Origin of the sequence: Helicobacter pullorum NCTC 12824 (assembly GCF_017979475.1) — a bacterium.
Classification (GTDB): Bacteria; Campylobacterota; Campylobacteria; order Campylobacterales; family Helicobacteraceae; genus Helicobacter_D; species Helicobacter_D pullorum.
Window position 1 is genome coordinate 1 of record NZ_JAERIT010000007.1, and the last position, 14909, is coordinate 14909.

17 protein-coding genes are annotated in these 14909 nt (G+C 34.5%); 11 read left to right on the forward strand and 6 right to left on the reverse strand.

Annotation, left to right across the window (positions count from 1 at the left end; translation table 11 throughout):
* Positions 1–138: 138 nt before the first annotated feature.
* Positions 139–1608 (reverse strand): 2,3-bisphosphoglycerate-independent phosphoglycerate mutase, encoded by a 1470-nt coding sequence (gene gpmI / locus JJQ98_RS06020; RefSeq protein ID WP_151105193.1) that lies wholly within the window; start codon positions 1606–1608, stop codon positions 139–141.
* Between the two features lie 84 nt (positions 1609–1692).
* On the opposite strand from gpmI, the gene mraY reads away from it, so the two are divergent.
* Together mraY and murD are read left to right on the forward strand one after the other, a co-directional pair.
* Positions 1693–2751, forward strand: coding sequence for a phospho-N-acetylmuramoyl-pentapeptide-transferase (mraY, locus tag JJQ98_RS06025; protein WP_151105194.1), 1059 nt, complete (start codon positions 1693–1695; stop codon positions 2749–2751).
* A gap of 11 nt (positions 2752–2762) precedes the next feature.
* Positions 2763–3980 carry a UDP-N-acetylmuramoyl-L-alanine--D-glutamate ligase gene (gene murD, locus JJQ98_RS06030; RefSeq protein ID WP_060663188.1) on the forward strand — a complete coding sequence of 406 codons (1218 nt, stop codon included), beginning with the start codon at positions 2763–2765 and terminating at the stop codon, positions 3978–3980.
* On the opposite strand, the gene JJQ98_RS06035 is transcribed toward murD, so the two are convergent.
* Positions 3966–4862 (reverse strand): LysR substrate-binding domain-containing protein, encoded by an 897-nt coding sequence (locus JJQ98_RS06035; protein WP_065828868.1) that lies wholly within the window; start codon positions 4860–4862, stop codon positions 3966–3968. The two genes, murD and JJQ98_RS06035, sit on opposite strands and share 15 nt — an antisense overlap.
* A gap of 144 nt (positions 4863–5006) precedes the next feature.
* Here JJQ98_RS06035 and JJQ98_RS06040 point away from each other — a divergent pair, with 144 nt between their 5' ends.
* The gene (locus JJQ98_RS06040) at positions 5007–6119 is read left to right on the forward strand and encodes a putative sulfate exporter family transporter (RefSeq protein WP_151105195.1); all 1113 of its coding nucleotides are present in this window, start codon (positions 5007–5009) and stop codon (positions 6117–6119) included.
* Here the strand turns inward: JJQ98_RS06040 and JJQ98_RS06045 are convergent, their stop codons facing one another.
* From JJQ98_RS06045 to JJQ98_RS06060, 4 genes are all read right to left on the reverse strand, one after another.
* Positions 6120–6434 carry a rhodanese-like domain-containing protein gene (locus JJQ98_RS06045; protein WP_151105196.1) on the reverse strand — a complete coding sequence of 105 codons (315 nt, stop codon included), beginning with the start codon at positions 6432–6434 and terminating at the stop codon, positions 6120–6122. It abuts the gene before it with no gap.
* A 23-nt stretch (positions 6435–6457) separates the two neighbouring features.
* Positions 6458–7048, reverse strand: coding sequence for a 16S rRNA (guanine(966)-N(2))-methyltransferase RsmD (gene rsmD, locus JJQ98_RS06050; protein WP_104745832.1), 591 nt, complete (start codon positions 7046–7048; stop codon positions 6458–6460).
* Positions 7048–7485 carry a hypothetical protein gene (locus JJQ98_RS06055; RefSeq protein ID WP_104745833.1) on the reverse strand — a complete coding sequence of 146 codons (438 nt, stop codon included), beginning with the start codon at positions 7483–7485 and terminating at the stop codon, positions 7048–7050. The genes rsmD and JJQ98_RS06055 overlap by 1 nt, the downstream gene beginning before the upstream one ends.
* A gap of 128 nt (positions 7486–7613) precedes the next feature.
* On the reverse strand, positions 7614–8165 hold the full coding sequence (locus tag JJQ98_RS06060) for a superoxide dismutase family protein (RefSeq protein WP_005022620.1): 552 nt from the start codon (positions 8163–8165) through the stop codon (positions 7614–7616).
* Between the two features lie 211 nt (positions 8166–8376).
* On the opposite strand from JJQ98_RS06060, the gene aroQ reads away from it, so the two are divergent.
* From aroQ to fliM, 8 genes are read left to right on the forward strand one after another with little or no spacing between them, the layout of a single operon-like run.
* Positions 8377–8862 (forward strand): type II 3-dehydroquinate dehydratase, encoded by a 486-nt coding sequence (gene aroQ, locus JJQ98_RS06065; protein WP_005022618.1) that lies wholly within the window; start codon positions 8377–8379, stop codon positions 8860–8862.
* Between the two features lie 12 nt (positions 8863–8874).
* Positions 8875–9918: a M24 family metallopeptidase gene (locus tag JJQ98_RS06070; RefSeq protein ID WP_005022617.1), complete on the forward strand. Its 1044-nt coding sequence runs from the start codon at positions 8875–8877 to the stop codon at positions 9916–9918.
* Positions 9893–10498: a 2-amino-4-hydroxy-6-hydroxymethyldihydropteridine diphosphokinase gene (gene folK / locus JJQ98_RS06075; RefSeq protein WP_199767728.1), complete on the forward strand. Its 606-nt coding sequence runs from the start codon at positions 9893–9895 to the stop codon at positions 10496–10498. The genes JJQ98_RS06070 and folK overlap by 26 nt, the downstream gene beginning before the upstream one ends.
* A complete protein-coding gene (gene flhF, locus JJQ98_RS06080; RefSeq protein ID WP_104745835.1) occupies positions 10495–11901 on the forward strand; it encodes a flagellar biosynthesis GTPase FlhF in 1407 nt (468 codons plus the stop codon). The genes folK and flhF overlap by 4 nt, the downstream gene beginning before the upstream one ends.
* A gap of 2 nt (positions 11902–11903) precedes the next feature.
* Positions 11904–12761 (forward strand): P-loop NTPase, encoded by an 858-nt coding sequence (locus JJQ98_RS06085; protein ID WP_054195570.1) that lies wholly within the window; start codon positions 11904–11906, stop codon positions 12759–12761.
* 12 nt (positions 12762–12773) lie between these two features.
* Positions 12774–13163: a hypothetical protein gene (locus JJQ98_RS06090; RefSeq protein ID WP_151105197.1), complete on the forward strand. Its 390-nt coding sequence runs from the start codon at positions 12774–12776 to the stop codon at positions 13161–13163.
* Positions 13147–13854, forward strand: coding sequence for an RNA polymerase sigma factor FliA (locus tag JJQ98_RS06095; protein ID WP_060663180.1), 708 nt, complete (start codon positions 13147–13149; stop codon positions 13852–13854). Before JJQ98_RS06090 ends, JJQ98_RS06095 begins: the two co-directional genes overlap by 17 nt.
* Complete coding sequence (fliM, locus tag JJQ98_RS06100) at positions 13847–14905, forward strand: flagellar motor switch protein FliM (protein WP_005022609.1); 1059 nt, start codon at positions 13847–13849, stop codon at positions 14903–14905. Before JJQ98_RS06095 ends, fliM begins: the two co-directional genes overlap by 8 nt.
* Positions 14906–14909 lie beyond the last annotated feature (4 nt).

Here is a 14909-nt window from a genome sequence, read left to right on the forward strand (position 1 = left end):
GGGGGGGGGTAGAATGTGTTTATAAGGGGCATTGGTAGTCATTAAAAATAAATTATTATGAGTGTTTTGTTTATTTATTTGCAAATGATTTATACCCAAAAAAGTAAAATTTTAATTTATCCCATTAATGTTTATTTGTCAAAACAAAGGATTATCCATTTCTTTGGGTATTTCTAATCCCATCAGTTTTAAAATACTTGGTGCGATATTGTTTAAACCTCCATTTTGCACCTTTTGCACATTAGGTGCGGAGATAAAACACCATACTTCGCCTGTCGTGTGGTTGGTGAGAATCTCGCCTTTGTCATTTTGCATTTCTTCACAATTCCCATGATCGCTTGTAAGGACAAAGGCATAACCATTTTGCTTGGCACTCTCATAGATTCTACCAATCTCGCTATCTACTGCTTCTACTGCTTTTATCGCTGCTTCATACACGCCTGTATGCCCTACCATATCGCCATTTGCAAAATTTACAACGATAAAATCATAGTTTTCTTGTATCGCCTTTAGCACACAATCCCCTACTTCTTTGGCACTCATTTCTGGCTTTTGGTCATAAGTTTTTACCTTTGGGGAGGGGATTAAAACTCTTGTTTCATTGGGATATGGCTCTTCTAATCCACCATTAAAAAAGAAAGTAACATGGGCGTATTTTTCTGTCTCTGCTGTGTGGAATTGGCGGAGGTGGTGTTTGGAGATTACTTCTGCTAGTGTATTTGGGATATTTTCTTTGGGGAACAAAATGGGGAAATCAAAATTTTTGTCATAAGGCGTCATAGTGATAAGCGGTATTTTGAGCCATTTTTTTCTTTGAAATTCACTGAAATTTTCATTGCCTAATGCACTTACAATCTCTCTTGCTCTATCGCTTCTAAAATTTACAAAAATTAAGCCATCTTTGGCTTCTATCCCGTTATTATCAAAACTTGCAGGTTTGATAAATTCATCAAAAATGCCCTCTTGGTAGCTTTGGTGGATATATTCTTTGGGCGAAATGGATTGTGGATTTTCTGCACATACAATGACATTATAAGCTTCTTCTATCCGCTCCCAGCGATTATCTCTATCCATAGCATAAAAACGCCCACTAATCGAAGAAATCTTGATATTTTTATTTTGTATTTTTGTTTGCACTTCTTCTAGGAATTTTAACGCAGTTTGTGGCAAAACATCTCTACCATCTGTAATGAGATGCAATAATATCTCATAGCCTTTGCCCTCTAAGCCTAATGCTAGGGCTAAAATATGTTCCAAATGCGAATGCACTCCGCCATCACTCATTAAGCCAACTAGATGAATCCTTTTGCAATTTTGCAAAGATTGCAATGCGGGATTTTCTAAAAGTGTCCCATTTTGAATTGCTTGATTGATTTTGACTAAATCTTGGTAGAGGATTCTTCCGCTTCCCATACACATATGCCCTACTTCAGAATTTCCCATTTGTCCATCAGGCAATCCCACAGAAAGCCCATAAGTTTTAATCATTCCATAAGGGACTTCTTGGAATAACCTCTCATAATTAGGCTTCTTTGCCGCCTTAAAAGCGTTGTATTTTTCTTGTTTGCTATCACCAATGCCATCTGTAATTATCAAAATTGTCTTCATAATCTTATATCCATTTTAAAGTTTATTTAGATAGAATCCTACCTTATTTTTTTGATTTTTTGAATTTTTTGTGAAAGTTTTTAGATGATCTATTATTTATATAGTTTTTTAGAAATTAATTTGTTTCAATATATTACATTTAGGGCTGCGATTGCTTTTTTTGTGGCGTTTTTTTTGACTATTTTTATTATGCCTTATTATATTGTATGGGCAAGGAAAAAGAATGCTAATCAGCCCATTTCGCAATTTACCCCACAAAACCACAAGCAAAAAGTCAATATCCCTACAATGGGCGGAATCATTTTTGTATTTGCGACACTTGTTGCGTCTATTTTGTGTGCAAAACTCGATAATGCCTTTGTTGTCTTTAGTTTAATGAGTCTTGTTTTGTTCTCAAGTATTGGAATTTATGATGATTATTCTAAAGTGCTACAAAGAAAAAATGCCGGCATGAGTGCAAAAATGAAATTTACCCTGCAAGCTATAAGCGGTTTTTTGGTTTCTTTGGGACTTTATTGTTATGGTATGGATAGCCATTTTTATTTGCCATTTTTCAAGAATTTTATTTGGGATTGGGGGCTATTTAGTCTTTTGTTTTGGACGCTAGTGTTTGTTGCTACAAGCAATGCAGTCAATCTCACCGATGGCTTAGATGGACTTGCAACTATTCCTTCAATTTATGCTTTAACTTCTTTGGGAATCTTTGTGTATATCGCAGGACATTCTGTATTTAGCACCTATCTTTTGTATCCAAAAATCCCAGATAGCGGGGAAGTTGTGGTTGTCTCTGCTGCTTTGATAGGTGCATTAATAGGCTTCTTGTGGTATAACTGCCACCCTGCACAAGTCTTTATGGGTGATAGTGGAAGTTTGGCATTGGGCGGAGTGATTGCCTATATGGCAATTATCTCTAAAAATGAAATTTTGCTATTTGTGATTGGATTTATTTTTGTAATAGAGGCACTCTCGGTGCTTTTGCAAATTGGTAGCTACAAAACACGAGGAAAAAAGCTGTTTTTGATGGCACCTTTGCATCACCATTTTGAAGAAAAGGGCTTAAGTGAGAGCAAAATTATCGTCCGATTTTGGATTATTGCTTTGATGAGTAACCTCATTGCACTTTTGACTATCAAACTAAGATAAGGGAGGATTGAATGCTTATTTTACTAGGATATGGACAAACTAATAAAGCACTTGCAGAGAAATTTGCCCCTTGCTGTATTTTTGATGATAGTTTTACTCAAATTTCAAAAGATTCTTATGGGAATACTCTACTTCCTCCAAACAAACTTCAAGAAACTTTGCAAAAATATCCTCAAGCACAAATCATCACCACACCGGGAATCCCACCACAAAACGCAATGATAAAACTTACTAACCCCATAAGTGAGTATGATTTTTTTGCTACAAAAATGCCTTTTAGTATTTGGATTAGCGGGACAAATGGAAAAACCACTACCACCCAAATGCTCACTCATCTTTTAAAACACAAAGGGGCTATAAGCGGTGGAAATATCGGGAATCCTCTAGCAAATATGGATACTAACGCACCGCTTTGGATTTTGGAAACTAGCTCTTTTACCCTCCATTACACCAAAATTGCTAAACCTAATCTTTATTTGCTTTTGCCCATTACACAAGATCATATCAGTTGGCATGGGGATTATGAATCTTATATCAATGATAAGCTCAAGCCTATTTTGACAATGCAAGATAAAGAAATCGCTATTCTTCCAAAGTCTCTACAATCTCACCCCTTTTGCCAAAAAAGCCTTGCAAAGCTTTTTTTCTATGAAGATTCACAATCGCTTGCTAGAGAGTTTTTTTTGGAGATTCCAAAAATTCGCTTCCAAGAACCCTTTTTGCTTGATGCACTTTTGGCTTTGAGTGCAACACAGGTTTTATTCCAACAAGTTGATTATGATTTGCTCAATTCTTTTAAAATCGGGGAACACAAAATAGAAGAATTTTGGGATAACCAAAATCGCCTATGGGTAGATGATAGCAAAGGGACGAATCTTGATGCGACTTTGGAGGCTATCAAACGCTACAAAGATAAGAAAATTCATCTTATTTTGGGGGGAGATGATAAAGGGGCGGATTTAACTCCGCTTTTTGAATTTATGCGATTATGCCAAATTAGCCTATATGCCATTGGCTCTAATACACAAAAACTAACCCATTTAGCAGAAAAATATCAAATTAACCATTTGCCTTGCTATACGCTAGAAGTCGCTGTCAATGAGATTAAAAAACACCATAATTCCCAAAGTATTGCTATGCTTTCCCCCGCTGCTGCAAGTTTGGATCAATTTTCTTCTTACAAGCAAAGGGGGGAGAAATTTAAATCTTTTGTGCTAAATACCCCTTAAACCCTCGCTTACAAATTCTTCAAAACGCGTCAAAACAGAGTTAAGAAGCTGACTTTTTCGCTTTAGGCTATAAAAATGTCTCTCCAAATTTAGATTGATAATTTCCAAAGGGAATAAGATTCCATTCTGCAATTCTTGTTTGATAGCCACTTCTGAGAATACCGCAATCGCTCCTTTGTTAATCACCAAATCCTTAATCGCTGTCGTCCTATCTAGCTCCAAAAAAATTGGAATTTCCTTTTTGAGATTCCCCAAAGCATTCAAAAAACTATCCCTAAGCCCAGAACCATACTCCCTAAAAATCCATTTTTTATCTAATAATTCATCAATATATCTAGGCTTAGAAGCCAAAATAAAATCATTGCTTGCCACTACCAAAGTATCTTTACACAAAACCTCTCTTATTAGCCCCTCGCTTTTAGCATATTCTAGCCCGATTTCCCCCTCTACAATCGCTAATTCCACATCACCATTTTTTAGAAGGCTTAAACACTCTTTGGTATTGTAAATTTTAAAATTAATTTTAACTTTGGGGTATTCTTTGGCAAAATCAAACAAAATTCTAGGCAAAAAATATTCTCCAATAGTATGTGTTGCTACAATATTAATCTCTCCTAGCAATACACCCTCTTCCCCCAAAGCCTCCAAACTCGAATAATACCCCTGCACCACTTCAAGCCACATTCCCCCAAGGTATAAGGCTTGAGTAGTGGGCAAAAGCTTTTTGCCTAATCTTTCAAAAAGCTTGATACCAAACATTTTTTCGATATTTTTAACAATCACTGAAACATTTGGCTGAGTAGTTTTGAAGTTTTCTGCTGTGAGCGTGGGACTTTTGGTGTGCAACAAATCTATAAAAATCTCTAAATCTCTTATTTTCATTCTATTTCCTTATTTTTCTTTATGGATTATTCCACATTTTCAATAAATTTTCATTAATATTTTTTATTGTTTTAATAAAATTGATATATTTTTATTATTTGATACAAAATTATATAATTTCCAAAAATTTATTAAGGGGGTTTTATGATAAATCTTATTCATTTTAAAAATTTTTTGCAATCTATCTTTAGGGGACTATTTTTTGTCGGAGTTATTGTAGCTTTGGCTTTTTATCTAGCAAGTGTAGAAAAAATCCATGATTCTACGCATTTGGCAGCCACTGCATTGGCAATTATCATTGGCGCTATACTTTCTCCTTGGTTTTTTAAATACCAACATTCATTACAAGCTGGGGTTCAATTTAGTGCTAAAAAACTCTTGCGTTTGGGGATTATCCTTTATGGATTTAATATCACTTTTAATGAGCTTTATAATATCGGATTTTATGGATTTTTGATTGCTTTTATTGTGATTAGTGTCGTATTTTTGGTAGGTCTTTTTGTGGGGGTTAAAGTTTTTGGGCTTGATAGAGAAATCTCTATGCTTGTAAGTGCTGGGAGTGCTATTTGTGGTGCTGCTGCGGTTTTGGCATTAGAATCCACTCTCAAATCTGATTCTTTTAAAGGGGTTGTTGCAGTTGGAAGTGTCGTTGTTTTTGGGCTTATTGCGATGTTTTTATACCCTATTGCCTTTAGTAGTGGATTTATACCGCTTTTAAATAGCGATGGAATGGGGCTTTTTATGGGGGCTACTTTGCATGAAGTTGCTAATGTCGCTGGAGCAGCTGAAATGGCAAAAGATATGACAAGTGGAGCCTTTACTCAAAGTGCTGCAAATCTTGCTATTATCCTCAAAATGATGCGAGTAATTTTATTGGTGCCCTTTTTGCTAATTGTTGGCTATTATGTCGCCAAAGATAATTCCCATAGCAATAATCCCCACCACACTAGCAAAAAAATCGATATTCCCTATTTTGCTTTTCTTTTTTTGGGTGTTATTGTTTTGAATACTTTTTTGAACACTTACAAAGAAACTTTAATTTTTGCTAATTTTAGTGTGCAATCTTTGATTGATTGCGGTAGGCTTCTTTGCACTCTTTGTATTGTTTTTGCTATGGCTGCCTTGGGCTTACAAATCGATTTTAAAAAATTTATAAAACTAGGGGGAAAGGCATTTGGATTAGCCCTTGTATTATTTGCAATACTTATTTTTGGTGGATACTTCCTTACCCTTTGTTTTCAAGGTATTTTGTGGTAACTATTCTAGGCAATGAGCGATTTCTTCGTCCAAAAAATAAATATTTTGGTATCCTGCTTCTACCAAATCACTACCCAGCAAAGAAGCAGAATGCCCCAAATAGCAATTAATTAGAATCTTTTTATTGAGTGTGAGTATTTCTTGTAACTCTTCTTGTGTTGTGATGTTTTTTGCACCCTTTAAATGTCCAACCCTGAAGTCATCGGGCATTCTAATATCTACACAAATCCATTCATCATTTTCCAAAATCCCTTCTAAATCTTCTTTAAAAATCGCTTTAGCTAGGCTTTTGTATCGCTTTCCATAATATTGCATTTTTTTCCTTTTAGTTTTATTGATTAAGCTACAAAATAACTCAAACTACTTTTGCCAAATTTCTTTGTTTTTACCTTTTGAAAACTTCCAATGAATTGCGGTATTTCCAAACCAGAAATATGCTCTAAAATAACAATTCCAAAAACTTTGGTATCGAGTTTTTCTATCATTTTAAAGCATTTTTGATAGATTCCAGTCATCCCTTCTCTAATATCAAAAGGTGGGTCAAAATACCCTATACTCAAATAATCTAAGCCCTTCAATGCTTCTTGATATTTTTCAAAAGTATCCCCAAAAACAATACGATAATGGCAACCTTGACAGATATTTTGCAAATTTTCTTCCAAAATTCTACAAGATTCTTTGTTTTGTTCAAAGAATATTGCACTTTTGGCACCTCTGCTTAGTGCTTCAATGCCAATGCTTCCACTTCCAGCAAAAAACTCCACAAAATTTGCCAACACCACTTCTTGATTTAATGTATTAAAAAGAGATTCTTTCAAAATCGCTTTAGATGAGCGAGTAATTTCTAGGGGTGCCATTTTGATATTTCTCCCCTTAAAAGCACCTCCAATTACTTTTAATAAAGGCTTCTTATTTTGATTTGTTTTCATTATTTTTTTTCTTTGTAATGCTCTTGCACTATCATTGTGATTTCTTTGGCATAATTTTCTAACACTTTAAGAATCTTTTGATGAAGTTCCAAATCTAAAGGCTTCTTTTCCTCCTCTATCTCTACATCTTTTAGCATTTCATTCCAATTTGCACTCTCTACATTAGTATATTTAATCTCTTCCTCTTCTTTGGCTTCTTGTTCCCCTCTTATTTGCAAAAAGAAAGCTTCAAGGGCTTGTAATAAAATCTCTTTTGTAAAAGGTTTATGCAAATTTGCATTTTCATATTCACCAATCAAAAAAACAGGCTTTTGAGAATCTACAGGTTGTGTTGCGACAACAAAATCACAAAGTTTATAGCTTGTCAAATAATCTTTTAAATACATCTCCAAAGTTCTATCAAGCAACAAAGAATCGCTTATGAGAGCTATCTTCATAAATATTCTCCCTAAAATCAAAAAATTAAAGAATTATATTCAAAATTTTACAAAAAGGTAAAGAGGAAATATTGATGAAAGTATAGAGATAATCTATACTTTCAAAAATGCAAGAATCAAAAAATAAATTATCGGATAACTCCACACACCATTCTAGCACCACCTCCACCTAAAACTTGTGGATGATCATGGTAATTATCACCGCCAACATGAATCATTAAAGAATGATTTTTTAATTCTTCTAAAGTTTTAATTTTTGGGGACAATACCGGAGTTTTAATCTCATTTTTATCGCTAGAATAAAGTGCTGGCAAATCTCCCTTATGCCCTTCATCTGCCCAAGGATAAGAATGTGCCTTATTCTCTTGTGGATCCCAATGTCCTCCTGCTTTCATTCCTAAGCCCTTCTCTGTAGCTCCACAATCTGGATTAACATGCACATGGAATCCATGTATTCCGCTCTCAATACCCTTTAAATCTGGATAAAAGGCAACTCCATATTTTGTCTCTACTGCTACAATCTCACCTGCTGGGGTATTGCCCTTTTCCCCTAAAATCTCCATTTTAATTACGAGGTGATTCTTTTCTGCTTTTGGATTGTAAATCTTTGTTTCATCTTGTGCCATTAAACCTACTGAAACAAAACTAACCGCCAATGCACTAAGTAAAATTTTCTTCATAATCTATCCTTAATCTTAAAAATGTTTAATGCAAAATTATTCTAACACACTCCCAAACAATATTCAATTTTCTTGTATAGAAAAAATCATTTTTATTTTACTTTGTGCAAAAAAGTAACCAAAAAATCTTTTATAGAAAATCAAAATAGAAATTGTTATGTTTTTTGTTATAATTACCAAAATTTTTTACTTTGTATATTAAGGAGCTTTTATGAAAGTAATTGTAATCCAAGGACCAAACTTAAATATGCTTGGAATTAGAGAACCGCGAATCTATGGGACAGCAAAACTCGAAACCATTCATCAAAATATCCAAAAACACGCCGAACAAATCGGACTAGAAGTAGATTTTTTTCAAAGCAACTTTGAGGGGGAAATCGTCGATAAGATTCAAGAATCTTTAGGACAATACCAAGGTATTATTATCAATCCTGCGGCTTATTCCCATACTTCTGTTGCTATCCGCGATGCAATTTCTGCGGTGGGATTACCAACTATTGAAGTGCATATCTCTAATATCCATGCTAGAGAAGAATTCCGACAAAAAAGTCTCACAGCTGGAGCATGTTCTGGAGTGATTGCTGGTTTTGGTCCAATGGGTTATCATTTGGCATTGCAAGGCATCTCACAAATCCTCAATGAGATTCAAGCTATCAGACAAGCTAGAGAGGCTCAAGCAAAACAACAAGAACAATAAATAGTGTAAAATATGGATAATTTTATCATCAAAGATGAAAACGCAGTTTATTTTGAAACTAATTATAGTTGCGATAATGTAATCTTCCTTGCTATTGGAGAGAAAGGTTATTTTATCACAGATGGACGCTATGAAGTCGAGGCAAAAGAGAATATCAAAAATCATAAATACGAAATTGAGATTCTCATCAGCCACAATCTCATACGCACTGCTAGGACTATTTTAAAGAAAAACGAAAAAATCTCTCTTATTTATAACCCTCAAGAATTTTCTGTCTATGAGTTTGAAAAACTAAGCAGTGATTTAAAAATTAATTTTATGCCAAAGCCAAATTTTCATCAAGAAAAAAGAATCCGCAAAACACAAGATGAGATAAATCTCATTGAATATTCACAAAAACTAAACATTAAAGCCTTTGATAAATTTGCTAAGTGGATTGACAAAAAGGGCAAAAATCAAAGCGAGGCTTTTTTGCATTTTAAATCACAAAGTTTTTTAAGCAAAAAAGGTCAATATGATTTGAGTTTTAACCCTATTGTTGGCATTAATGGAAATGCAGCAAAACCGCATGCCCTACCCTCAAGCGATATTCTCCAAAAGGGAGATTTGCTACTTTTTGATGCGGGCATAAAATACAAAAGATACTGCTCTGATAGGACAAGGACAGGATACTTTAGCAAAGATGGATTTAACTTTGCCAAAAAACAAACCTTCAAAGATAAAGAATTACAAAAAATCTATGATATTGTTTTAAAAGCTCAAGAAAATGCCATTAAAAACGCAAAAGCAGGAATGTTGGCTTGTGAAATTGATGCCTTAGCGCGCAGTGTGATAGAAAAGGCTGGTTATGGAAAATACTTCGTGCATTCCACTGGACATGGGATTGGCTTAGATATTCACGAACTCCCAATCATCTCTCCACGCTCTAAAACCATTATTGAAGAAGGTATGGTTTTTTCCATAGAACCCGGCATTTATATTCCCCAAAAATACGGCGTCCGCATTGAAGATTTGGTCGTGATAGAACAAAATGGAGCAAGGATTCTTGGAGAATAAAACCAAAACTTATTTCAATACAAAAACCTACCACACAAAAGAAATCAAAAAAGACTTTTGGCGTTTTATCCCCCTTTATCCAAAGCCCAAATACCACTTAAAGCCTGCTAATAAACTTCCAAGATTCCTTCTTATCCGCAGAGAAAATCCCTATCGCCACTTCAAAAACTATTCTAAACTTCAATCTTATGTAATTTTAGGAATTGGTAGCAATCAAGGAGAATCTTTGGTAATTTTTTGGAAACTTTTTTTAAGGTTGCAAAAGAAAAATGATATAATTTCTTTTTCTCCTTTTTTGAAAAATCCAGCTTTTGGATACACAAAACAGGCAGATTTTTATAATGGTATTATTTGGCTAAAAACAAGGCTTGGTTATGCTGATTTTTTTAGCCATTGTGCGTATTTGGAAAGAAATTTTGGGCGAAAACGCAAACGAGATTTTAAAAATGCACCAAGGACTTTAGATATTGATATTTTGGGTTTTAAAAACAAAAATATAACTCTTAATCATTTATGTATCCCACACAAAGAGTGGGCAAAAAGAGAGAGCGTAACTATCCCTCTAAAAGGATTCAAATGAAATTATTTACTTATACCGCAGAAACTTCTACTCTAGCCTTAGCAAAGGCTAAAAAAGAATTAGGCGATGAATTTTCTATCATCTCACAAAAGAAACTTGCCGATGGAAATTATGAAATCTCTGTTGCCATTAGCGAAGAAGATTTAAAACAAGTCAAAGAAAAACAAGAATTAGCCCAAAAAGAAAATTTGCCTTTGGTAAAAAGCAATAATATCGCTGAACGCTTAGAACTCATCGCACAAAAAGAACTAGAAAGAAAACGCGCCGCTCAAAGCCTCCAAAGCCTCCCAGAAGAAGTTTCACTCCAGCTTTCAGATGCAGTGCGACAAATCTCACAAATTGCCGGTGTGAATACAAAAATCCCTCCAAAATCTCCCTATAATCCCAAAGAGAAATCTTCACGTGATGAAAAAATAGAAAAGCCTCAAGCACCATCTAATTCCCTTGAAAATACCAAAGCCAAAAAACAAGAAAATCCTCAAGATTCAGTCAATCTCCAAATCATAAGAGGGGAAATTGACAAACTCAATGACAAAATCAAACTCATTCAAAATATGTTTTGGGAAGAAAGAGGACCAAAAAAAGAAGGTTTGATTATCCCTCATGAATTTGCAGAAATTTATCGCATCGCAAAAGCAAGCGGAATGGCAAAAGAACATTTAGAAAAAATTATGCAGCTAACTTTGGAATTAATGCCTATTAAAATGCGTGAAAATTCTATACTAATCAAACGATACTTCCGAGAAGTATTGCGAAAAATGGTTTATGCAAGGGCAGAAAATCTTAGCAGCAATGTAAAAAATATTATGATGTTAGTTGGTCCAACAGGTGTTGGAAAAACCACCACTTTAGCCAAACTTGCAGCCCGCTATTCAAGAATGCTTAATAAAAACTATAAAGTTGGTATTATTACCTTGGATACTTATCGGATTGGTGCAGTAGATCAGTTGATGTTTTATGCAAAAAAAATGAAACTAAGCATTGATACGGTGGTAGATACAGAAGAATTTATTAATGCACTTGATTCACTCAAATATTGCGATTATATCTTAATTGACACCGTGGGAAGCTCCCAGCATGATAGAGCCAAACTAGAATCTCTCAAAAATTTTGTCAATGCAGACCCAAACACCAAAATCGATGTTAGCCTTGTGATGAGTGCAACGACAAAATACGAAGACTTAAAAGATATTTATCACACTTTCTCAACATTAGGAATTGATACACTCATTTTTACAAAACTTGATGAAACGCATAGCTATGGGAATATTTTTTCTCTCATCTATGAAACCAAAAAAGCAACGAGTTATTTTTCAATCGGTCAAGAAGTCCCTAATGATTTGATGGTTGCTACAAGTGATTTTTTAATTGATTGCTTACTTGATGGACTAAAACGAGCCTAGAGATGAAAAATCAAGCAGCAAACTTAGAGCTTTTATTGGATTCCCCCAAAAAGATAAACACCAAATTTGTAACTATTACAAGTGGAAAAGGTGGCGTTGGGAAATCTACCTTTAGTGCAAACTTGGCTTATAAACTTTGGCAATTAGGCTTTAAAGTTGGAATTTTTGATGCAGATATTGGGCTTGCAAATTTGGATATTCTTTTTGGAGTGCGTTGCGAAAAAAATCTTTTGCATGTCCTCAAAAATCAAGCCACTCTAAAGGATATTATCATTCCAATAGAAAGAAATCTCTATTTAATACCCGGAGATTCTGGCACAGATATTTTTCGCTACAAAAGTGAATTTATGTTTGAAACACTTATAGAAGATTCAAGTTTCCTAGATGGATTAGATTTTGTCCTCATTGATACGGGTGCTGGGATTGGTGAATACACACAAACTTTTCTCAAAAATAGCGATGATTCTATTGTCCTTACAATTCCAGATCCTGCTGCAATAACCGATGCATACGCAACTATCAAGCTCACTTCCACTTTCAAAGATAAAATTTTTATGGTTATTAATATGGCTAAAAATCAAGAAGAAGCTGAAATGATTTTCAAAAAAATCCAAAAAATCGCCCAAAGCAATATTGGCAATATTAGCCTAGATTATCTTGGCAAACTCACAAAAAATCCACTGATTAATCATTATAGCAAAAACCGCGGAATCTTTGTAAAAGAAGAGCCAAATTGTAGTGCTTCTATGGAAATAGAAAAGATTGCAAGAACATTGGCAGCAAAAATGGAACAAAATGTGCTAGTGCAAGAAGATAAAAGATTCGGAAAATTTCTCAAAAGAATCTTAGGACATTTTTAAATAAGGATATTTATGTCGCTAAAAATGGATAACTTCTTAAGTTTTGCAATTGTCAATGGATTTTTTATTGGACTTTTATTGTCTTTTTTGAAATTTGATGAACCAGAGATGATTGTAGCTTGGACGCTTGTTTCAACCATAGGTTTTTATTTGATTACTTTAGTTAGCGTTTCTTTTTTTGTGAAATTTGTAGATGAACAAGAAAGAACCACCAAAAAACCTTCTTATAACGCAACCTTAGAAGAATATATCCAAGAATTTGACAAAAGAGAAAAAATCGCTAATAAGATTCGTGGTTTCTTAAGAACTATGGAAAAAACAATGCGTGAAGAAGAAGAGGAAAAGTATGCCTCCTCTAAAACCAAACACAATAAAGAACGAGAAAATGTTGAAGACTTCTAAGGGCTATCAAAACATTATCAAACAAAATCAAGATAACCTTGCTCTAGATTATCTACCTGCCCTCAAAGCCCTTGCTGCTAGGCTAAAAGAGCGTCTCCCAGCAAATGTAGAATTTGCCGATTTAGTCTCTATTGGCACAGAAGAACTCATCAAACTTGCTAGAAAATACGATAGCACCCTTAATGATTCTTTTTGGGGTTATGCAAAATCAAGAGTCCATGGTGCTATGCTAGATTATCTAAGAGGGCTTGATTGTATGAGTCGCTACTCAAGAACTCTAACAAAAAATATCGATAGAGAAATCTCCAAATATTATAATGAACATCAAGAAGAACCAGATAATGCCTATCTTAGTCAAGTTTTAAATGAAGATATAGAAAAAATCAAAGATGCAAGAAATGCTAATGAAATCTATGGGATTCTACCTTTGGATGAAGAATTAAGTGCTTCACAAGATGATAAAACCTATAATAAAGTTGAAAAAGAAGAGTTGATAGAAATTATCCAAAAGATTCTAGAAACTTCACCACAAAATGAACAACTAGTTATTCAACTCTACTATTATGAAGAATTAAATTTTAAAGAAATTGGGGAAATTTTAGAAATTACTGAATCAAGAGTTTCACAAATCCATAAGGCAGTGATACGAAAAATTAAAAAATACCTTGAAGAAAGGGGGGTAGATGGCTGATATACTAAGTCAAGAAGAAATTGATGCACTCTTAGAAGTGGTTGATGATGAAGGGACAGAGCCAGAGACATTAGAGCGACCAACTGCTATCCAACAAAGACAAGTTACACTATATGATTTTAAACGCCCAAATCGCGTTAGCAAAGAACAGCTAAGAGCTTTTAGAGGCATACACGACAAAATGGCACGCTCTCTCTCTAGTCAAATTTCTGCCATTATGCGTTCGATTGTAGAGATTCAACTTCACAGCGTTGATCAAATGACTTATGGGGAATTTCTTATGAGTTTGCCAAGTCCTACTAGCTTCAATGTTTTTTCAATGAAACCCCTTGATGGAACAGGTGTTTTAGAAATCAATCCAAGCATTGCATTCCCGATGATTGATAGGCTCTTAGGAGGCAAGGGAGATCCTTATGAATCAACAAGAGAATTTAGTGATATTGAGCTTAACTTGCTAGATACAATTTTGCGTCAAATGATGCAAAATCTCAAAGAAGCATGGGCGCCTATTACAGAAATTTTCCCAAATGTAGATGTCAAAGAATCTAGCCCTAATGTTGTGCAAATTGTTGCACAAAATGAAATTGTCATTATGGTAGTTATGGAGATTATCATCGGGCATAGTAGCGGTATGATGAATCTTTGTTATCCTGTTATTTCTTTAGAATCTGTGCTTTCTCGTTTGGCAAGTCGCGACATTATGCTAAGTGAAACTAGCTCCAAAAAATCCCGCAATAAAGAACTTCAAGCACTACTAGGAGGTGCAAAAGTCAATGTTACTGCTATGCTAGGTGAGACCAAACTCACACTAAGGGAAATTTTGGAACTAGAAAGTGGCGATATTGTAAGGCTTGATAGACCCGCAGATGATACGGTGATTATCAATGTTGATGGGAGAGAAAAATTCCTAGCAAGTATTGGTTTGCACCGCTATCGCAAAACTATCGAAGTCAAAGAAATGATCAAAACAGAAAAAGATCAAGTAAAAGAAATTTTAGAAATGCTAGAATCTCAACGCAAATCTCGTGCTAATGAGATTGAAGATGAATAGGAGT